The organism is Roseateles albus (genome assembly GCF_028595345.1).
GTDB classification, from domain to species: Bacteria; Pseudomonadota; Gammaproteobacteria; order Burkholderiales; family Burkholderiaceae_C; genus Paucibacter_A; species Paucibacter_A albus.
The window spans coordinates 169,716-187,949 of record NZ_JAQQXT010000008.1 but is presented as its reverse complement, the minus strand read 5'-3'; the positions used below and the strand labels follow the sequence as shown (position 1 = coordinate 187,949).

The 18,234-nt window shown below is 63.6% G+C and carries 16 protein-coding genes; 7 read left to right on the top strand and 9 right to left on the bottom strand.

What is annotated here, in order from left to right:
- The first annotated feature begins 2 nt into the window (after window positions 1–2).
- Window positions 3–2,300, top strand: coding sequence for a TonB-dependent receptor plug domain-containing protein (locus PRZ03_RS14495; protein ID WP_273600953.1), 2,298 nt, complete (start codon window positions 3–5; stop codon window positions 2,298–2,300).
- On the opposite strand, the gene PRZ03_RS14490 is transcribed toward PRZ03_RS14495, so the two are convergent.
- Together PRZ03_RS14490 and PRZ03_RS14485 are read right to left on the bottom strand one after the other, a co-directional pair.
- Entirely contained in the window at window positions 2,301–2,495 is a 195-nt protein-coding gene (locus PRZ03_RS14490; protein WP_273600952.1) for a hypothetical protein, read from the bottom strand.
- A gap of 92 nt (window positions 2,496–2,587) precedes the next feature.
- A complete protein-coding gene (locus PRZ03_RS14485) occupies window positions 2,588–2,725 on the bottom strand; it encodes a hypothetical protein (RefSeq protein ID WP_263531653.1) in 138 nt (45 codons plus the stop codon).
- Window positions 2,726–2,893: 168 nt separating this feature from the next.
- Here PRZ03_RS14485 and PRZ03_RS14480 point away from each other — a divergent pair, with 168 nt between their 5' ends.
- Window positions 2,894–3,907 carry a formylglycine-generating enzyme family protein gene (locus tag PRZ03_RS14480; protein WP_273600951.1) on the top strand — a complete coding sequence of 338 codons (1,014 nt, stop codon included), beginning with the start codon at window positions 2,894–2,896 and terminating at the stop codon, window positions 3,905–3,907.
- Window positions 3,908–3,921: 14 nt separating this feature from the next.
- On the opposite strand, the gene PRZ03_RS14475 is transcribed toward PRZ03_RS14480, so the two are convergent.
- On the bottom strand, window positions 3,922–4,596 hold the full coding sequence (locus PRZ03_RS14475; protein WP_263531651.1) for a histidine phosphatase family protein: 675 nt from the start codon (window positions 4,594–4,596) through the stop codon (window positions 3,922–3,924).
- A 130-nt stretch (window positions 4,597–4,726) separates the two neighbouring features.
- A complete protein-coding gene (locus tag PRZ03_RS14470; RefSeq protein WP_273600950.1) occupies window positions 4,727–5,161 on the bottom strand; it encodes a hypothetical protein in 435 nt (144 codons plus the stop codon).
- A gap of 243 nt (window positions 5,162–5,404) precedes the next feature.
- Here PRZ03_RS14470 and PRZ03_RS14465 point away from each other — a divergent pair, with 243 nt between their 5' ends.
- Window positions 5,405–7,078, top strand: coding sequence for a hypothetical protein (locus tag PRZ03_RS14465; protein ID WP_273600949.1), 1,674 nt, complete (start codon window positions 5,405–5,407; stop codon window positions 7,076–7,078).
- An 11-nt stretch (window positions 7,079–7,089) separates the two neighbouring features.
- On the opposite strand, the gene argJ is transcribed toward PRZ03_RS14465, so the two are convergent.
- The 5 genes from argJ to PRZ03_RS14440 are packed head-to-tail and all read right to left on the bottom strand — an operon-like array spanning window position 7,090 to window position 11,408.
- Window positions 7,090–8,319: a bifunctional glutamate N-acetyltransferase/amino-acid acetyltransferase ArgJ gene (argJ, locus tag PRZ03_RS14460; protein WP_263531648.1), complete on the bottom strand. Its 1,230-nt coding sequence runs from the start codon at window positions 8,317–8,319 to the stop codon at window positions 7,090–7,092.
- Between the two features lie 48 nt (window positions 8,320–8,367).
- Window positions 8,368–9,384 carry a S49 family peptidase gene (locus tag PRZ03_RS14455; protein WP_263531647.1) on the bottom strand — a complete coding sequence of 339 codons (1,017 nt, stop codon included), beginning with the start codon at window positions 9,382–9,384 and terminating at the stop codon, window positions 8,368–8,370.
- Window positions 9,385–9,413: 29 nt separating this feature from the next.
- Entirely contained in the window at window positions 9,414–9,812 is a 399-nt protein-coding gene (locus PRZ03_RS14450; RefSeq protein ID WP_409993966.1) for a Rieske (2Fe-2S) protein, read from the bottom strand.
- On the bottom strand, window positions 9,805–10,464 hold the full coding sequence (locus PRZ03_RS14445) for an HAD-IA family hydrolase (RefSeq protein WP_273600947.1): 660 nt from the start codon (window positions 10,462–10,464) through the stop codon (window positions 9,805–9,807). The genes PRZ03_RS14450 and PRZ03_RS14445 overlap by 8 nt, the downstream gene beginning before the upstream one ends.
- Window positions 10,461–11,408, bottom strand: a complete 948-nt coding sequence (locus PRZ03_RS14440) for an RluA family pseudouridine synthase (RefSeq protein WP_318014093.1) — start codon at window positions 11,406–11,408, stop codon at window positions 10,461–10,463. Before PRZ03_RS14440 ends, PRZ03_RS14445 begins: the two co-directional genes overlap by 4 nt.
- Before the next feature lie 967 nt (window positions 11,409–12,375).
- On the opposite strand from PRZ03_RS14440, the gene PRZ03_RS14435 reads away from it, so the two are divergent.
- The 4 genes from PRZ03_RS14435 to PRZ03_RS14420 all read left to right on the top strand — a co-directional run bounded on the left by PRZ03_RS14435 (window position 12,376) and on the right by PRZ03_RS14420 (window position 18,231).
- On the top strand, window positions 12,376–15,429 hold the full coding sequence (locus PRZ03_RS14435) for an Rne/Rng family ribonuclease (protein WP_273600946.1): 3,054 nt from the start codon (window positions 12,376–12,378) through the stop codon (window positions 15,427–15,429).
- 143 nt (window positions 15,430–15,572) lie between these two features.
- Window positions 15,573–15,968, top strand: coding sequence for a GntR family transcriptional regulator (locus PRZ03_RS14430; RefSeq protein WP_273600945.1), 396 nt, complete (start codon window positions 15,573–15,575; stop codon window positions 15,966–15,968).
- A complete protein-coding gene (locus PRZ03_RS14425) occupies window positions 15,965–16,831 on the top strand; it encodes an ABC transporter ATP-binding protein (RefSeq protein WP_273600944.1) in 867 nt (288 codons plus the stop codon). The genes PRZ03_RS14430 and PRZ03_RS14425 overlap by 4 nt, the downstream gene beginning before the upstream one ends.
- The gene (locus PRZ03_RS14420; RefSeq protein ID WP_273600943.1) at window positions 16,828–18,231 is read left to right on the top strand and encodes a hypothetical protein; all 1,404 of its coding nucleotides are present in this window, start codon (window positions 16,828–16,830) and stop codon (window positions 18,229–18,231) included. The genes PRZ03_RS14425 and PRZ03_RS14420 overlap by 4 nt, the downstream gene beginning before the upstream one ends.
- Window positions 18,232–18,234 lie beyond the last annotated feature (3 nt).

The window sequence follows — 18,234 nt, the reverse complement described above, 5'->3', positions numbered from 1 at the left end:
AGATGTATTCCTCAAAAATTCTCGCCACTCCACTGGCGTTCTTGCTGCTGACGAGTGCCGCGCAAGCCCAAACAAAAACCGAAGCCAGCGTCGAACCAGCGCCGGCTGCCAGCGCAGCCAAGCCATCAACACCAACCAAGGCCGAGCCGAAAGCAGCTCAACTTGAGCGCGTCGAAGTCAGCGGTAACGCCAGCGATGACGCTGCCAGACGTGCCTCGAGTGCATCCAAGATCATCATTGGCCGCGACGAGATCGAACGCTTTGGCGACGCCACCGTGGGCGAGGTGCTCAAGCGCCTGCCCGGCGTGACGACGGGCGGGCGCCCCGGGCGCGGCGGCGACATCCGCATGCGCGGCATGGGCAATGGCTACACGCAATTTCTCGTCAACGGCGAGCGCATGTCGCCGGGCTTCTCGCTCGATCAGCTGCCGCCCGAACAGGTCGAGCGCATCGAGGTGATGCGCGCACCGACGGCCGAATACGGCGCACGCGCGGTGGCCGGCACCATCAATGTGGTGCTGCGCGAAGCCTTGGCCAAACGCCTCAATGATCTGCGCCTGGGCCTGGCCTCGGAGCGCGGCCAGTTGCGCCCTAACGCCGGCTGGACCCGCAGCGACAAGCTGGATGAGCATGGCGGCGCCTATAACCTGAGCGTCAACCTGCAACAGGCCGACACGCTAGATGACCTGAACACCATCAACCTCACGCGTGACCTGCACAGCCAAGAAGTCAGCAGCCTGCGAACACGGGCGCAAACCAAGGGGCAGCGCCAGGCGGTGAACCTGAGCGCCCGATTGCAATGGCGTTTGGGCGAGGGCGAGACTTTCAATCTGCAGCCCTTTGCGATCGCCTCACGCAATAGCAGCGACAACAACTCGCAACTGACGCACCAGCCCTTGCCGACTGACGGCAGCTATTACTACGACCACTCGCAAAGCCATGGCGACAGCCGCAATGAAATGCTGCGCTTGAACACGCAGTGGCAAAAACAGCTCGACGAAAGCAGCAAGATCGATCTGCGCGCCGGCTTGGGGGCCGCGCAGGCCAATGGCAGCAGCACGCTGCGACAGTATCTGGGCGTCGCCCACAAGCAAGTGCGCGAGCAGGTCGATCACAACGACAGCCGCGACCGCAGCTGGAGCCTCAACGGCAAATACTCGCACCAATTGGAAAACGAGCACAGCCTGGTCGGCGGTCTGGAAGGCGAAGGCACGCAGCGCGATCAAACCAAGACCTGCGTGCAAGACGGTCTGAGCTGCCGCAGCCAGCTGGAGTTTGGCGATGAGCTCTCGGCCAGCAGCCAACGCATCGCGGCTTACGCGCAAGACGAATGGAGCGTGGGCAAGCAGTGGTCGTTCTACGTCGGCTTGCGCGGCGAGACGATTGCCACCAAGAGCAGCTCCGTCGCCTATGCGGTCAGCAACCGCTCCAGCGTCTGGACACCGCTCTTACATGGCGTTTGGAAGTTTGATGAAAAAAGTCGCGACCAATTGCGCGCCAGCCTGACGCGCAGCTATCGGTCTCCCAATTTGCAAGACCTGATCGCCCAACCGGCCATCAACTCACAATACCCCTGCCCGGCCAATCAGCCTTGTGGCCCCAATACCGTTGACCACGCCGACCGTTCGGGTAACCCGAACCTCAAGCCTGAGTTAGCCACCGGGATTGATGTAGCCTACGAGAACTATCTGAGCAAGGGCGGCATTCTCAGCGCCAGCGCCTTTGTGCGCCGCATCAACGACCTGATGCGCAATGTGACCTCGCTGCAAAACGTCGCCTGGGCGGACGTGCCGCGCTGGGTGTCGCAGCCCATGAACATCGGCCGGGCCACGACCTACGGCCTGGAACTCGAAGCCAAATTCCGCCTTGACGAATTCTTCAGCGAGGCTTGGGCCCTGCAGGTGCGCAGCAATCTGAGCCTGTTCCGATCTTCTGTGGACGGCATCCCCGGCCCGAACAACAAGCTCGATCAGCAGCCCAAAGCCACAGCCAATCTTGGCGCCGACTACCGCCTGCGCAGCCTGCCGCTGAGCCTGGGCGCCAGCGTCAATTGGACGCCTGCCAACACGGTGCAGCAAACCTTGCTTACTGAGGCCAGCACCAGCCGCAAATTGGTGGCCGATGCGTTCGCCCTGTGGACCGTCAATCAGCAAACCTCCTTGCGCCTCTCGGCCAGCAACTTGGCGCCGCTGGACTACAGCAATGGCAGCGTCACGCTGACGCCCGACAGCCAAGTGACGAGCAAGTCAAGCGGCGCCAGCTACACCCAATGGGCGTTGCGGCTGGAAATCAAAATCTGATCAATGCTTGCTGCTGCCGAGCAAACGCGCGGGCAAGTGCAAAAGCGTGCGCAGAAAGTCAAACAAGGCGTCCACGCTGATGCCGATCAATCTGAAGGGCAGGCTCAAGAGCCACAACAGGGGCCAAAGCAGCAGCGCGAACAAGGCCAGCGGCCAGCACAGGACCAGCAAAATCAGCCAGAGCAGTAAGTTCATGAGGGCTCGCACCGGTTCATTGGATGGCCCCATCATAAAAACAGCTGCCGCCACAAGGAGGCAACTTTGCGACCAAGCGGTGTTTGGGCGGTTCAGGCCGCAAGAGCGGTCACCGCATGCGGCGGCGCCTCAGACTCCGGCAGGCCGATATAGCCCTGCGCAAACGCTTGGGCCGCCAAGCTCAGGGCCAGCAAAATCGACCAGGGCACAGTGCGGCTCGCCTTCTTCATTTCGACTCCTTTCAAGGGCAGACGCCGCGATTGTGTGGGCAGCAAAGCCGGCTCAGGCCCATCGGTCACCGACTGTTACCGCTGTACACTTGAGCTAACAGTTTTACTCAGCTGACAAGCGCGGGTAACACCTGAAAAGACGAGGCCCCAAGTAGCCAGGATGCTGTCATGAACGCAATTCCTTTTGTTTTGGCAAGCGCGCAACTGCTGATCTCTTTGGCGTCCGACGCTGCTGAGCCCGGCCAAGCACAGACGCTCAACAGCATTGGCATGCAGTTGGTGCGCATTCCGGCGGGCAACTTCATCATGGGTAGCGAGGAATCTGCCGACAGCTTGGCCAAGGCCTTCCCGCATTTGCCGCGCAAGCGTTTCGAGAACTTGCAGGATGAGGCGCCCGCCCACCCTGTGCGCATCAGCCGTGACTTTTGGTTAGGTGCCCATGAGGTGACGGTGGGCCAGTTTCGACGCTTTGTCGAGGCGAGCGGCTTTGTGCCCGAGTCCATCCAGGATGGCACTGGCGCCTATGGCTATCGCAAAGACTACGACCCCAGCCTAACCGTGCGCGGCGACGCCTTCGAGGGTCGAAACCCACGCTACTCCTGGTTGAACCCGGGCTTCGCGCAGACCGACGCGCACCCGGTCGTCAACATCAGCTATGCCGATGCCCAGAGCTTCGCCGCTTGGTTGAGCCGGCTTGAGGGCCAACACTATCGTCTGCCGACCGAGGCGGAGTGGGAGTATGCGGCCCGCGCCGGTACGCGCACGCGCTACCACTCCGGCGACGACCCGGCTTCCCTGCTCAAGGTCGCCAATGTGTTCGACGCCGACAGCGCGGTCAATTGGCCCCGCTGGACAGACATGGCCTTGAGCGGCTCAGACGGCTACGCCTTCACCGCGCCGGTCGGCAGCTTCGCGCCCAATGCTTGGGGGCTGTTTGACATGCATGGCAATGCCTGGGAATGGGTGTCGGACTGGCATGACGATGACTATTACGCCAAGTCACCCGAAGTCGACCCACAAGGCCCGGCCACCGGGGACGCGCGGGTGCGGCGCGGCGGCTCCTGGCACACCTGGCCGTTTTACGCCCGTGCCAGCTACCGCAACTACAACGAGCCCAGTTCCCGCTACACCTTGCTGGGTTTCAGAGTGGTGCGCGAAATCAGCAGCTCTGGCACACCCTGAACGCCTCGCCGGCCCTAGGCTGAAGTGATCAAGGCCTGCCCCTGAGGCGAATCAAGATGGGGCACAGTGTTGAAGGTCAGCATGGCGTGGCGCTTAGGCCCGAAGCTGAATTCGCTGACCGCGCTATTGCGGATGCGCAGATTCAGGTCAATGACGGCCTCGCAGGACGCTTGCAAGAGCTGACCGATAGCGCTGGAAATGGGCCCGCCGCTGGACACCAGCAAGACCTGACCCTCGCATTGCTCACGCACCTCGGTCAGCACGGCGGCGATGCCGGCCGAGAACTCGGCGTAACTTGGCATGCCCTCGGGCTCGGTCTGGCCCGACATCCAAGCCCGCAGGCCTGCCCGCAGCAGGCGGAAGTACTGGCGCGCTGATTCCGCGTCGCGCGGCCTGTCCAACGGCCCGCTGAACACGCTGCGGATCAAGGCCTCACTGTCATATTCGTTCAAACCGGGGCGACGCTGCACGGCCGGCAACTCGGCTTGCCCCAAGCCCTCGGCTATGGCGGCCAGCGACTGCGCATGGCGCTTCATACCGCCGCACAAGACCGCATCAAAGCGCAGGCCGCGGCTGCGCCAATACTCGCCCAATAGGCGGCATTGCTGCTCACCGAGCGGGCTGAGTTGGTCGTAATCGGACGCCCCCAAGGAGGCCTGACCATGGCGGACGAGATAGAGAGTTCCCATGCCTCACATCATGAGGGCAAGAGGAAGGAAGCGCTGTCGCAAGTGCGACCGCCTCCACTGCAAGCACCGCGCACCAAGGAGTGGCGGCACGCACCAAGAAGGCGCGGCCACAGCTACACACCAAGGTCCGTCAAATATCGCTCATCACGATCAACCATTGCCCTTCGCCCATCGTGGCGGCATCCGCCTCGTGCAGCCTGAAACTCAGGCGCTTGCTCAGGCTCTGCTTGCGCGCATTGCTGGGCACATGGGCGGCAGACAGGGTGGGGTTGTAGGTGCTGGGGGTTTGCGCCAAGACCGTCAAATCCTGAGCCGGTGCGCCCGCACGCCGCCGCAGCGCCTCCCGGTGCAGCCACAGCAGCAACTCCGGCGGCAAATAGCCCCTCTCGAAATGCCCGCCAATAAAGTACTCCGCCATTAAGCGGCGCGCCAAAGGACTGCGCCACAGGCAGCGTCCGTCGGCCTGCGCGACGGTCAAACAGGCATAGCCAAAAGCATCCAAGGCGGCGCGTGGCGCGTCGATGGCGGGGTCACTGTCCGGGAAGTGGGCATGCACTGCGTTCATAGATGAGCAAGCTATGCAAGCCGCGTGCCAAGGCTTGTGACGCTCGAATTGAAGGTCAGCCGAGCTGGCATTTGCTTTTCCCCTTCTTTTCCCGCTATCAATTCAGACCTCAGCGCTGCCGCAGGGCTTAGAGTTCAGGCACCATGACAGGGTCTGCCGATTGATCGTGCAGCGCACTGCCAATGATCGTTGCACAGGCTTTCAAGCGGCCCTTTTATCTAAATCCCCAAAATAACCGCATCCATGGATCGACTGGCCGAGCAGGTGGTGGCATGGCATAACCGCCACCCCCTTGCAAAACGGATCACCATTTACGACGTCCACACGATTGGCGTCGTGGCTTTGCCGTTCATGCGCAACGCGCAGGCCGATGCGGCCGCGCGCGGCCGCGGCGCCAAGGGCAAGGTCGAGCCGGTATTGACCGATGAGATCTCGCCCGAGAGCTTGGCGGCCGCCTGGGATGAGGAAGGCCTGACGATAGCGGTAGACCCCAACGCCGCCCACCTCGACGCGCTCGCTGACCAAGAGCCGCCGCCCAAGCAAGGCCAGCCCAGTTGGCGCGAACGGTTGAGCCGATTCGCTTTTTGGCGCAAGCCAAGCGCTACAGAGGCCAAGTCATGGCCGGTGTTCAGCGAACGCTTTGTCAGCCATTTGTCGCCCAAACGGATTGCCGCGTTCGCACAAGCGCATGGCTACACCAGCCAACCCGGCGATGCATCCTGGCCGCAGCGCATCATTCCGATCGACGAGACACTGATGGACAGCGGCGGGAAAGCCGGCTCAAAAGGTGGCGGCGCTTGGCCCTTCGAGCTCTATGTGATGAGCGCTGCGATAGACGCCGGCCGCTCGCGCAGCCGCATCTTGCTAGGCCGAGGCCGCCAGCCGGCCATCACCGGGCGCCGCTGTTTGAGCCCGCGCCGTTTGGCCTTGGTCGCCTTGCTGCTGCTGGCTTTGCTGGGCGCAGGCGCTGGGCTGCTGCTGCCCAGCGCGAAGAAAGCGGCACCGGCCTTGGGCCCGGACCCCGCTGCTTCGGCTGCGGCAACTACCGCCTCGGCTGCGGCCTCCCCGCCTGCCCCGCTGCCCGCCCCTGAACAGGCTTCTGCGCCACCGCAAGCCGCTTCAGAAGCGGCCTCAAGCACTGCGCCGGCAGGCTTGCCACTGACACCGCTGAACGCCACCAGCGTCGATGGCAGCGGGGCCGCGGCCTCAGCAGCGGCATCTGCAGCAGTAACGGGCTCTGCTGCTGCACCCCAAGAAGCAGCATCGCCGGAAGAGCCCAGCATGCTGAAGCCGGACATCCGGCCGATGTTCATCAAACCTATTCCGGGCCGCACAGCGCCGCCGCTGGGCGCGCCGCCCAAGCAGGTGCAACTGGCCGAGCCCGATGAGGCCAAAAAAGAAGACAAGAAGCCTGAGGACAAGAAGGCCGCTGCCGACCTGAAAGCCCAGCCCGAGCCGGCTCAAGAGGAGCCGCCAAAGCCCAAGGCCAAGTCTGCGCTGGCTCATGTCCACAAGCCCAAACTGAGCTCAGAAAGCAGCGAAACAGCCGCGCCGAATGGTTCGGCTGCGACACCCGCCGCGACCACGCCAGCTGGCAAAACAGAGACAGCGACAACTGCGCCGCCCAGCGGCAAGGCCATCGCCAAGGCGGCCGCCTTGGCCAACAAACCCGTGGTTGCTCTGGTCGGCCCCATCAGCGCCAACAAGGCCGATGCAGAAGCCACCCTGGCTCGCATGCGGGCGATGCTGTCCCCGCAACAAGGCGGGGCCGGCGGTACGACCTTGCAGGCGCAGGTGTTTCAAACACCCGAAGGCTGGCGCCCGGCGGTCTGGCCTTTTGCCAGCCGCGAGGAGGCTCAGCTGATCAACGCCACCTTGATCGCGCGCGGCATGCGCACGCGGGCGGTGGACTTCTGATCAACGAACGGTCAAGACCGGTAGTCGGCGTTGATGCTGACGTAATCGTGGCTCAAGTCGCAGGTCCACACGGTGGCCGAGGCCGCGCCGCGATGGAGGCTGACGCGCACCGTGATCTCGGCCTGCTTCATCACGCGGGAGCCGTCTTCTTCGCGGTAGGCTGGGTGACGCCCGCCCGCCTGCACGACCAAGACCTCGTCCAGATGCATATCGATCAGGGTCTGGTCCAGATCATCGATGCCGGCATAGCCGACCGCCGCCAGAATACGGCCCAGATTCGGGTCGCTGGCGAAAAAGGCCGTCTTGACCAGAGGTGAATGCGCAATGCAATAGGCCGCCTGTTTGCACTCGGCCTCACTGCGCCCGCCCTCGACGACGATGGTGATGAACTTGGTCGCGCCCTCACCATCACGCACGATGGCTTGCGCCAGCTGCTGCGACAGCTCAATCAGCGCCGCGCGCAAGGCCTGTCCCTCGGCCGAGTCCAGGGACTCGATGCGCGCATGCTTGGCTTGGTGCGTGGCGATCAGCACAAAGGAGTCATTGGTGGAGGTGTCGCCGTCAATCGTGATGCGATTGAATGAGGCGTCAGCGGCTTCGGTCACCAGCGCCTGCATCAGCGACGGATTGATGTTGGCGTCGGTCGCGACATAGCCCAACATGGTCGCCATATTCGGGCGGATCATGCCAGCCCCCTTGCTGATGCCGGTGAGGGTGACCGTTTGGCCCTGGATCTGAATCTGGCGCGACGCGGCCTTCGGGATCGTGTCGGTGGTCATGATGCCCAAGGCCGCCTGCCCCCAAGCATCCGCGCTCAAGGCGGCAATGGCCGCAGGCAAGCCGGCAATGATGCGATCGACCGGCAAAGTCTCCATGATCACTCCGGTCGAGAAGGGCAGGATTTGCTCAGACCGCACGCCCATCAAGCCGGCCAGCGCTTCGCAGCTCTGCTGGGCGCGAGCCAGGCCATCGGCGCCGGTGCCGGCGTTGGCATTGCCGGTATTGACCAGGATCGCGCGGATGGCATGGCCGGCAGCCAAATGCTGGCGGCAGAGTTGTACGGGTGCTGCGCAAAAGCGGTTGCTGGTGAAGACGCCAGCGACGCTGCTGCCCTCGACCAACTCGATCACGCTGAGGTCACGCCGGTCGGCCTTGCGTATACCGGCCATCGTGACACCTAAACGGACGCCGGGCACGGCATGCAAGGAGGCGGGATCGGGTGCGTGGAGATTGACGGGCATGGTGAAAAACTCTATTCAAAAAAATATAAAAATGACTGCGTCCGGGCTTCAGCGAATCGGTGCCAAATTGCGCACCGCATGAATAGCGCCCTCGCCCATGGCCGCACCAAAGCGCTTGGCCAGCCGTTCGGCGACGTTGTCGCGCGGGGTGTAGTCGATCACCTCTTCGGCCTTGACGACCTCGCGGGCCACATAGTCGAGATTGCCAAAATGGTCGGCCAAGCCCAGCGTGACCGCCTGCTCGCCGTTCCAGAACAAGCCAGAGAAGGTCTCCGGTGTTTCCTTCAAGCGCTTGCCGCGCCCTTCACGCACGACCGCGATGAACTGCTGGTGAATTTGGTCCAGCATCGCCTGCGCAAAGGCTTGTTGCTTAGGGCTGACCGGCGAGAACGGGTCCAGCATGCCCTTGTTGGCGCCGGCCGTCAGCAGGCGACGCTCGACACCGAGCTTGCCCATCAGGTCGGTGAAGCCAAAGCCGTCCATCAAAACACCGATCGAGCCGACCACCGAGGCCTTGTCCACATAGATTTCGTCCGCCGCAGCCGCGATGTAGTAAGCGCCCGACGCGCACATTTCCTCCACCACCGCATAGACCTTTTTGCCATGCTTCACTTTGAGGCGCTTGATCTCGTCATAGACGATGCCGGCCTGAACCGGGCTGCCGCCGGGTGAATTGATGCGCAAGACCACAGCCTGCGAGCCGCTGTCTTCAAACGCGCTCTTCAAGGCGGACAGCAGCAATTCGGCGCTGGCCTCGGTATCGGCTGCGATCTCGCCACGCACCTCAACCAAGGCGGTGTGAGGGGCATTCGGGTTTTGCATATGGTGACGCTGCAAGAACAGCGACCAAACCACCACCGCGATCAGCGCCAGCCAGAGCAGCCTGAAAAACAGCTTCCAGCGCCGCTCGTTGCGCTTGTCCAGCAGGTACTCGCGAGCGAACTGGGCCAGCAAAGGCTCGTAGCTCGCGGCGCTGGGCCGGGGTGATTCAGGGGAGGCTGTTTGTGCCGTGATGCCCGCCTGCGGGTCATGGATGGGCTTGGGCAAATCGTCGGATGAGTTCATTGTTGTAATTGTGAGGTCGTTCGCTGGGTTCAGTCTTCGAAAGCCGGTTTGGTGTCGCGTGAAGGGTACCAATAGACCTGACCTTCACGTTCCTGCACCTCGATTTTCGTCAGCCCTATGCGCCCGCACATGCCCGTCACGCAGCGCCCGGTCAGCGGGTCATAGACCGCACCATGGATGGAGCACATGATGAATTGCTTGTCGCCGTCGAGAAACTCGCCCTCTTGCCAATCCATCTCGGTCGGCACATGGGCGCAGCGGTTCAAGTAGGCGACCACCTGACCCTCGAAGCGCAAGGCAAAGGCGCGCGCCGGTTGGCGGTACTGCAGCACGTCGAAGCTGTGTGCCTTGCCGCGCTCGACCAAGTCGTCAGAAGAGCAAAGCGGCAGCGCGGGTGTGGATTCTTCGGTGGGATTCATATCAGGCATTCTTGATCAGCCAATCGTGCAGTTCACGCACCGAATGCGCCACATGCAAAGGGGCAAACTCGCCAAAGCTGCCATGGTCATGGGCGCCATAAGAAACGCCGACGCTGGCCGTGCCGGCATTGCGGGCCAGTTGCAGGTCGTGCGTCGTGTCGCCAATCATCAAAGTCCGCTCCGGCTCGACAGCAAATTCACGCATCAGCTCGTTCAACATCTGCGGATTGGGCTTGCCGGCGGTCTCGTCGGCCGTGCGGGTGCCGTCAAACACGCCGCGCAAGCTGTCCACATCCAGCACCTCGTCCAAGCCGCGCCGGCTTTTGCCGGTCGCCACCGCCAGCCAATGGTGGCGCGCCTTCAAGGCGGCCAACAAGTCCAGCACGCCGTCGAACAGCGTCACCTGGTGTTGGGCAGCGAGGTAATGATGGCGATAGCGCTGGCCCAGCTCGGGGTAGCGGTCCGGGCTCAATTCCGGCACCGCATAGGCCAAGGCTTCCTGCAGCCCCAAACCGATCACATAGCTGGCTTGCGCGTGACTGGGCTGGGCCAAGCCCAGGTCTACAGCGGCGGCCTGGATGCTGCGGGTGATCACGGCGGTCGAGTCGAATAGGGTGCCGTCCCAGTCGAACACGATCAGGTCAAACTGTTGAGGTCTCATTTTTTCTTCAAGGCCAGAATCAATTGCTCACATTCGAGCGGCAGCGGCGCAGTCAACTCCAGCTCGCCCGTGCCGGCCGGGTGCATGAAGCGCAGGCGCTTCGCATGCAAGAACATCCGCTCAAAGCGAAGTGCCCCGCGGGCCAAAGCACGGTTGGCCTCGAAATCGCCATACTTGGGGTCACCGACGATGGCATGGCCACCATAAGCCAGGTGAACCCGAATCTGGTGGGTCCGGCCGGTCTTGATGGTCACGTCAAGCAAGCTGTAGCCATTCAGGCGCTGCGCCACCTTGACCAAGCTGATTGAGCGCTTGGCTTGGTCTGCGGACGGATCGTTCGGATTGGGCAGCGCCCTGACCCAGCGCTCGCCGTCACTGCCGATGAACTTCAGCAGCGGCACGTCGATGACTTTTTTATTGTCGGCCCAGTCGCCTGCCACCAGAGCCGCGTAAGTCTTGCCGGTCTCGCGCTCGCGGAATTGTTCTTGCAGGGCGACCAAGGCGCTACGCTTTTTGGCGATCAAGAGCAGGCCCGAGGTTTCCTTGTCCAGCCGGTGCACCAATTCCAGAAACTTGGCCAACGGCCGCGCTTGACGCAGCTGCTCGATAACGCCAAAGCTGACACCGGAGCCGCCGTGCACGGCCACGCCGGCCGGTTTGTTGATGGCGAGCAGGTGTTCGTCCTCGAACACGACCTCGAATTCGCGCGCCGGCACATAGTCGGGCCGCTCCAACACGCGCTCGGGCAGGCGCACCGGCGGCACGCGCACCTCGTCGCCCAGTTCCAGCCGGGTGTCGGCGTGCGCCCTGCCCTTGTTGACGCGCACCTCGCCAGCCCGGATGACGCGGTAGATATGCGTCTTGGGCACGCCTTTGAGCTCGCGCAATAGAAAGTTGTCAAGGCGCTGCCCGGCGGAGTTTTCATCCACTGTGACGCGGCGCACGGCCGGTGCCACTGCAGGGGAAGGCGCGGCGACCACCTGTGCGGGCGCCGGCGCCACCGGGCTTGCTGCCGGCCTGGTCGCAGTTTGCACTCGCTCACTTCGCACCTGGCCTCGTACAGGGCTGTTAGTCCCGCGCGCAGGCAGCCCGCTGCCGGCCCGCGCAGCCGCTTTTCTGCGGGTTTGTGTGGCGGCCGGCGCTTTGGCTTTAGCCCTTATAATGTTGCTCACCACGTTATAGCCGTAAGTATTTGATTTATCTGATTTTACCTGGGCCATGGCCACAGGCAGTTTTGCTGAAATCAAAGCTGAAACCTAGATAGATCAGTGGCGAACAGGTGGCATACAAAGCGCTAAAGTCGCGCCTCGTATGGAACAAATAGGTGATGCAACGCGCATCGGCTGTAAGCGGGCCTTGTCCCCATGTGACAAGGCGGCTTCGGGTGTAGCGCGGCAGAGCAATAAAGATAGAGCCACGCTGATGCGACTTGCAGTTCGAATAAGAACAAGAGCCGCCTCGGTATAGACAAGGTTTTTTAAAGACATGAGGCAGTTCGGGTCAAGAGCCTAAGCGCCTCGGTTTAGCGTCCAACAGTCCTCGCGGATGATCGCCAATCCCCTCACCCCCCACCGCTCATCTCGAACACAGCCCCGGCCCAGCGCCGGCGAGGCTGTTGGGATTGGCCGTGGCCGGGCCGCGCAGCACCACCGGGCCTCGGCCCGGGCTGCGCGTTCATGGGACGGGCCATCCGCGCCGCCTGCTGCGTCGCACGCGCCAACGCTGAATTGCTGATCGCACGCCGAACCCGGTAGCGTCTCAATTCAGTCCAGGGCGATTCCTTCCTCGGTTCATCGACTATTGCTCGTGCATCAATGTGTTGCCGCAGCGGCCGCCTGAGCGGGGCTGCTGCTGCAACGTGTTGTAGCGCGTTCGCGGGCTTGATGCCCCGGGCGCAACAGGAGTAATGACATGAAACGCATGTTGATCAACGCGACGCAGGCTGAAGAGCGTCGCTTGGCCATTGTTGATGGCCAAAAGCTGATGGACTTCGAGACCGAAATCGAAGGCCGTGAGCAACGCAAGGGCAATATCTACAAGGCCGTTGTGACCCGCGTCGAGCCCTCGCTCGAAGCTTGCTTTGTCGACTACGGCGAAGACCGCCACGGTTTCCTGCCCTTCAAGGAAATCGCCCGCCAATACTTCCGCGAAGGCGTGGACGTGCGCACCGCGCGCATCCAGGACTGCATCCGCGAAGGCCAGGAACTGCTGGTTCAGGTCGAAAAAGAAGAGCGCGGCAACAAGGGCGCAGCACTGACGACTTTTGTCTCGCTGGCAGGCCGTTATCTGGTTTTGATGCCTAACAACCCACGCGGCGGTGGCGTGAGCCGCCGCATCGAAGGCGAAGACCGCGAAGAGCTGAAAGAAAACCTCGACCAGCTCGAGTACCCGAAAGGCATGTCGCTGATCGCCCGCACTGCCGGCATTGGCCGCTCAGCCGCCGAGCTGCAGTGGGACCTGAACTACATGCTCAAGCTCTGGACCGCCATCGACGATGCGGCCAAGGGTGGCAAGGGCGCCTACCTGATTTATCAGGAATCCTCGCTGGTGATCCGCGCGATCCGCGATTACTTCACCGCCGACGTCGGTGAAATCCTGATCGACACCGATGACCTGTTCGAACAGGCGCATCAGTTCATGAACCACGTGATGCCCGATCAGGGTCACCGCGTGAAGCGCTACCGCGATGACGCGCCGCTGTTCAGCCGTTTCCAGATCGAGCACCAGATCGAAACCGCCTTCAGCCGTACCGTCAACCTGCCTTCCGGCGGCGCGATCGTGATTGACCACACCGAAGCCTTGGTTTCGGTCGACGTCAACTCGGCCCGCTCGACGCGCGGCAGCGACATCGAAGAAACCGCCACCCGCACCAATCTGGAAGCGGCCGACGAAATCGCCCGCCAGATGCGCTTGCGTGACCTGGGCGGCCTGATCGTGGTCGACTTCATCGACATGGAAGAGTCGAAGAACCGCCGCGAGGTCGAGCAACGCCTGCGCGACGCGCTGCGCCCCGACCGCGCCCGCGTGCAGTTCGCTTCGATCAGCAAGTTCGGCCTGCTCGAAATGAGCCGCCAGCGCCTGCGCCCAAGCCTGAGCGACGGCAACCACATCACCTGCCCACGCTGCAACGGCACCGGCCACATCCGCGACACCGAATCCAGCGCGCTGCAAATCCTGCGCATGGTGCAAGAAGAGTCGATGAAGGACAACACGGCGGCCGTGCATGTGCAGGTGCCGGTCGAAGTGACCAGCTTCTTGCTCAACGAGAAGCGCACCGAGATCACCAAGATCGAACTCAAGCAGCGCGTCACCGTGCTGCTGGTGCCAAACAAGCACCTCGACACGCCTAACTACAAGCTCGAGCGCCTGCGCCATGACGACCCGCGCCTGGAGAACTTGCAGGCCAGTTACACCATGATCGAAGAGCCGCAGGATGAGGTGGGTATCACCCGCCGCAACGATGCAGACAAGATCAAGAACAAGCAAGAGCCTGTCATCAAGGGCGTCTTGCCCGAGATGCCACCTCCGACTCCGGTGGCACCGGTTGCCAAGGCCGCTGCGCCGGTCGCAGCGCCTGCGGCAGCGCCGGCCGAAGCCAGCGGTGGCTTCTTTGGTTGGATCAAGAGCCTGTTCGGCGTCAGCAGCCCAGCTCCGGTGGAAGCGCCGGCTGCACCGGCCAAGCCAGCCGTCGGCGGCGAGCGCAAGCGTGAAGGTGGACGCGATGGCGGCCGAGACGGTGGTCGCGACGGCGGCCGCGGTGGCCGTGGTCGCAACGGCGAGCGTGGTGGCGAGCGCAGCGGTTCAGACCGTGGCGAGCGCAATGCCAAGCGCGACGGCGCACGCAGCGAACGTCCGCAAGAAGCCCGTCCGGAAGGCCAGAGCCAAGCTCAGGGTCAGCGCCCAGAGCGCAGTGAACGTGGTGAGCGTGGTGAGCGTGGCAGCAATCGTCGCCCAGACCGGGCCGACAAGCCCGCCGAAGGCGGCAATGAGGTTCGCGCCGAACGTGGTGAGCGTGGCGAACGTCCAGACCGCAGCGAGCGCCCAGAAGGCGGACGCCGCCCACGTAGCGAACGTACCGAGCGCAATGAGGAAGGCCGGAATGCCGCGCCTCTGGCCGCCACAGGCGCTGCAGCCAATGTCGCCAGCTCAGCAACACTGAGTGACTATGACGCGGCGGCCTTGGATCAAAGCCAGGCCGAGATCAATAACGCAGCCATCGCCGAGGCCACAGGCCAGAGCGAAGACCGCGGTGCCCGTGGTGGTCGCCGTCGTCGGCGCGGTGGTCGTGACCGTGAAGACGGTCGGCCAGCAGAAGCCGGCGAAGTGCGTGAGAACAGCGAAGGCAACGCAGCACAAGCCGCTGGCGCCGAAGCCGAAGCCAGCAGCGAGACCGCTCAAGGCAGCGAAAGCGAAGGCAATACCGACGGCCAAGCCAATGACGGCCGCCGCCGCCGTGGTGGACGCGACCGCGTGCGCCGTGAGCGCCGCGACGATGCACCGGCCGCCGAAGTTGGCGCCGATGCGACCGCTGTGGTCGCTGAGGCCGCCAAGGTCGAGGCCGGCGCAGCCGAAGCTGTCGTAGAGGCTGTAGTCACTGCTGCGCCGGCAGCAGTTGTCGAAATCGCTACTGCCACTCCTGCTGCACCTGCAGTTGCCCCGCCTGCTGTTGTGGCGGCGCCGACTCCAGCGCCAGCGGCTGCCGTCGCAGCCGTAGCAGCAACTGTCGCAGCGCCGTTCGTGCTGGAAATCGATGCCTTGCAGGCCGTCGCTCAGTCCAGCGGCTTGCAGTGGGTCAACTCGGATGCAGAAAAGATCCGCGCCGCCCAGGAAGCCATCGCTGCCGAGGTAAAGCCGGTCCATGTGCCGCGCGAACGCGCTGCCGTCGTCAGCATCGAAGAAGGCCCGCTGGTCTTGGTCGAGACCAAGAAGGATCTGGCTCAGATCAAGCTGCCGTTCGAGCATTGATGCGGGTCGCTGCCTAACTCGCAGCACTTAACAGAAACGCCGCCGGGGTGAAAACCTCGGTGGCGTTTTCTTTTGCTTAAACCCTTCTCTACGTGTATTATTGAATCAATACACCAATGCACGTATCGATCTCGTAACCGCCCATGCACTTCGACATCAAACCCAGCGACACCTTGCCGATCTACCGGCAGATCGTCGAGCAGGTGCAGCGCATGATCGCCGGCGGCGCCTGCCGGCCCGGCGATGAGCTGCCCAGCGTGCGCGCGCTGGCGCAAGCCCATGCGATCAATCCGATGACGGTCAGCAAGGCCTATAGCCTGCTGGAGGGGGAGGGCCTGCTGGAGCGCCGGCGCGGCGTCGGCATGCTAGTCGCGGCCCAGGTGAGGCCCAAGCGTGACCGCGCGCAATGCCTGAGTTTGCTCAAGCCGGCGACCGAAGCGGCCGCCGCGCAGGCGCTGCAGTTGGGCGTCGACGCCGATGCGGCGGTCGCCCTGCTGCGTCAATGTTTTGCTGAAATTCAATCAAGGAAGCCGGAATGAATTCGAGACCTGATAGCGCGCATATCACACCGATCAGCGCCACCGGCCTGCATCTAAGCCTGGGCGCCAATATGGTGCTGCGCGGCCTCGATCTAGCCGTGCCGGCCGGCGCGGTGGTCGCCCTCTTGGGCCGCAACGGCGCAGGCAAAAGCACCTTGATCCGCTGCCTGGTGGGCCTGAGCGTGCCCGATGTCGGCGCCTGCAATCTGGCCGGTTGCCCTTCCATGGTCTTGAGCGAGGCGGTGCGCCAGGGCCTGGGCTATGTGTCGCAAACGCCGGATCTGCTGGACTGGCTGACCGGCTATGAGCATCTAGAGCAACTCGGCGGCCTCTATGCCGGCTGGGACAACAGCCATGCCCTATGCCTGGCCGCCCTGCTGCAATTGCCCTTGGGCGTCAAGGCCAAGAACTTGTCGCTTGGCGACCAGCAAAAACTCAGTCTGGTGCTGGCGCTGGGCCACCGGCCCGAACTGCTGATCCTGGACGAGCCCGCCGCCAGCCTGGACCCAATCGCCCGGCGCGCCTTCATGAACGCCTTGTTCGACGATCCGGCCGGCGCCGCGCCGCGCACGGTGCTGATCTCCAGCCACTTGCTGGCCGATGTGGAACGGCTGGCCAGCCATCTCGCCTTCATGCGCGACGGCCGCATCCAGCTGTTCGGCGAGCGCGATGAGCTGAGCGAGCATCTGCGCCTGCTTGAATGCGCGCCCGCGCAAGTCAGCGCCGAGCTGAGCGCGCAGGCGCTGCACCAACGCTGGACCGACGGGCGCCTGCATCTGCTGCTGGATGGGCGCGTCTCGGCGCAAGCCGAACAAGGCCGGCCGCTGAGTTTGGACGAGTTGTTTTTGGAGCTCAACCAATGAGCCCCTGGCGAGTCGCAAAGCCCCCGGCCCTGCTTGCCACCCCACCGCTGGGGCAGGTCTGGTTGATGATCGAGCTCTTCTGCCTCGCACTCAGCGGCATGGTCATCAGCCAGACCATCGGCGACGCGCAGCGCCATCCGGCCAACTACGCTGCCGGCCAACATGGCGGCCTGCTTTTGACGATGGCGCTGCTGAGCCTGGCGCTGGTGCCGGCCTTTTTGTCGCGCTTGCCGACGCTGGAACGCGTGTTGCGCCAACGCGTCGCGCCCGACGACAGCTTTGAGCGCTGCTTGCGGCAAGCCCTGCGGCGGCTGCTGACGGGCTGGCTGCTGCTAAGCCTGCCCTTGGCGATTGAAGCGGCACTGCTGACCGATCTCACCACGCCGACCGTGTTGGCCGGGCCGGCCTGGCTCGCGTTGACCTTGCTGTGCAGCCTCTGGACTTTCGCCGCCTGGCATGGCTGGATCGCAGCCGGCTGGCTGTTGCCGCTGGCCCCGCTGCTGGTGCTGAGCCTGTTCGGCCAAGCCAGCCAGTGGCAGGCCTGGCGTGAGCTGGGCTGGGGCGCCCATCTGGCCGGCTGCCTGCTGCTGCCGCTAAGCCTGTGGCGCTTGAAATGTCAGTTAGCACAGAGCCAAAAACAAACCAGGTCACCGGCCCAGCGACTCGGCGCTTGGTTGAGCCAAACGCTGCGGCGCGGGCGCCAGCTGGACAGGGCAAGCAGCTACTGGTTGATGCTGTTGGTGCTGATGATGACAACCATGACCCCATTGCTGGCCGGGTCCGGCGCGGGCAACTTGCTGCTGGCTGACTGGGGCCAGCCTTTGGGCTTTGCACATCTTGCCCGCTTGCTCTTCATGACCGCGTGGCTGTCTAGCTCACTGCGCTCGCGTGATCTGCATTGGCGCCGGCTGCTGGCCCCGCCGGGCCACTTCCGCAGCGGGCTGGCCCTGCGTCTGGCGGCGGACAACTGGCTGCCCATGGCCGCCTTGGTGATGCTGCTCTCACTGCTGGGCGTGGCCGGCCAGGTGCTGATCTTCAAACGCAGCCTGGACTCGGCCTTGTTCAGCAACCTGACGGTCGCGCTGCCCTGGTTGTGCGACCTCAGCCTGGCACTGATGCTGGCCTTGCTGCTGCGGGGCAGATTGACGCAGGGCTGGATCGCCGGCGGCCTGTTCGGAGTGGCCATCGGCCTGGGCGGCTTGCTGTGGGTTTTGCTGGGTGCCTCGTTTTGGCAAGGCTCGACAGGCTGGCTAAGCCGGGGCTGGCTCAGCTCGCTACTGGAACTGGCCGTCGCCGCCTTGCTGCTGCGCTGGGCCCAGGCGGTCTGGGCCCGCAAGGATCTGCATGAATTGATGAGATCCTCCCTAACCCGCCGGAAGACGGGCTGGGAAGACTACTGATGT

What these genes read in the sequence shown, in the direction of transcription:
- PRZ03_RS14495 (WP_273600953.1), top strand. Translation starts at nt 3, where the DNA reads ATGTATTCCTCAAAAATTCTCGCCACTCCACTGGCGTTCTTGCTGCTG.
- PRZ03_RS14490 (WP_273600952.1), bottom strand. Translation starts at nt 2,495, where the DNA reads ATGAACTTACTGCTCTGGCTGATTTTGCTGGTCCTGTGCTGGCCGCTG.
- PRZ03_RS14485 (WP_263531653.1), bottom strand. Translation starts at nt 2,725, where the DNA reads ATGAAGAAGGCGAGCCGCACTGTGCCCTGGTCGATTTTGCTGGCCCTG.
- PRZ03_RS14480 (WP_273600951.1), top strand. Translation starts at nt 2,894, where the DNA reads ATGAACGCAATTCCTTTTGTTTTGGCAAGCGCGCAACTGCTGATCTCT.
- PRZ03_RS14475 (WP_263531651.1), bottom strand. Translation starts at nt 4,596, where the DNA reads ATGGGAACTCTCTATCTCGTCCGCCATGGTCAGGCCTCCTTGGGGGCG.
- PRZ03_RS14470 (WP_273600950.1), bottom strand. Translation starts at nt 5,161, where the DNA reads ATGAACGCAGTGCATGCCCACTTCCCGGACAGTGACCCCGCCATCGAC.
- PRZ03_RS14465 (WP_273600949.1), top strand. Translation starts at nt 5,405, where the DNA reads ATGGATCGACTGGCCGAGCAGGTGGTGGCATGGCATAACCGCCACCCC.
- argJ (WP_263531648.1), bottom strand. Translation starts at nt 8,319, where the DNA reads ATGCCCGTCAATCTCCACGCACCCGATCCCGCCTCCTTGCATGCCGTG.
- PRZ03_RS14455 (WP_263531647.1), bottom strand. Translation starts at nt 9,384, where the DNA reads ATGAACTCATCCGACGATTTGCCCAAGCCCATCCATGACCCGCAGGCG.
- PRZ03_RS14450 (WP_409993966.1), bottom strand. Translation starts at nt 9,812, where the DNA reads ATGCCTGATATGAATCCCACCGAAGAATCCACACCCGCGCTGCCGCTT.
- PRZ03_RS14445 (WP_273600947.1), bottom strand. Translation starts at nt 10,464, where the DNA reads ATGAGACCTCAACAGTTTGACCTGATCGTGTTCGACTGGGACGGCACC.
- PRZ03_RS14435 (WP_273600946.1), top strand. Translation starts at nt 12,376, where the DNA reads ATGAAACGCATGTTGATCAACGCGACGCAGGCTGAAGAGCGTCGCTTG.
- PRZ03_RS14430 (WP_273600945.1), top strand. Translation starts at nt 15,573, where the DNA reads ATGCACTTCGACATCAAACCCAGCGACACCTTGCCGATCTACCGGCAG.
- PRZ03_RS14425 (WP_273600944.1), top strand. Translation starts at nt 15,965, where the DNA reads ATGAATTCGAGACCTGATAGCGCGCATATCACACCGATCAGCGCCACC.
- PRZ03_RS14420 (WP_273600943.1), top strand. Translation starts at nt 16,828, where the DNA reads ATGAGCCCCTGGCGAGTCGCAAAGCCCCCGGCCCTGCTTGCCACCCCA.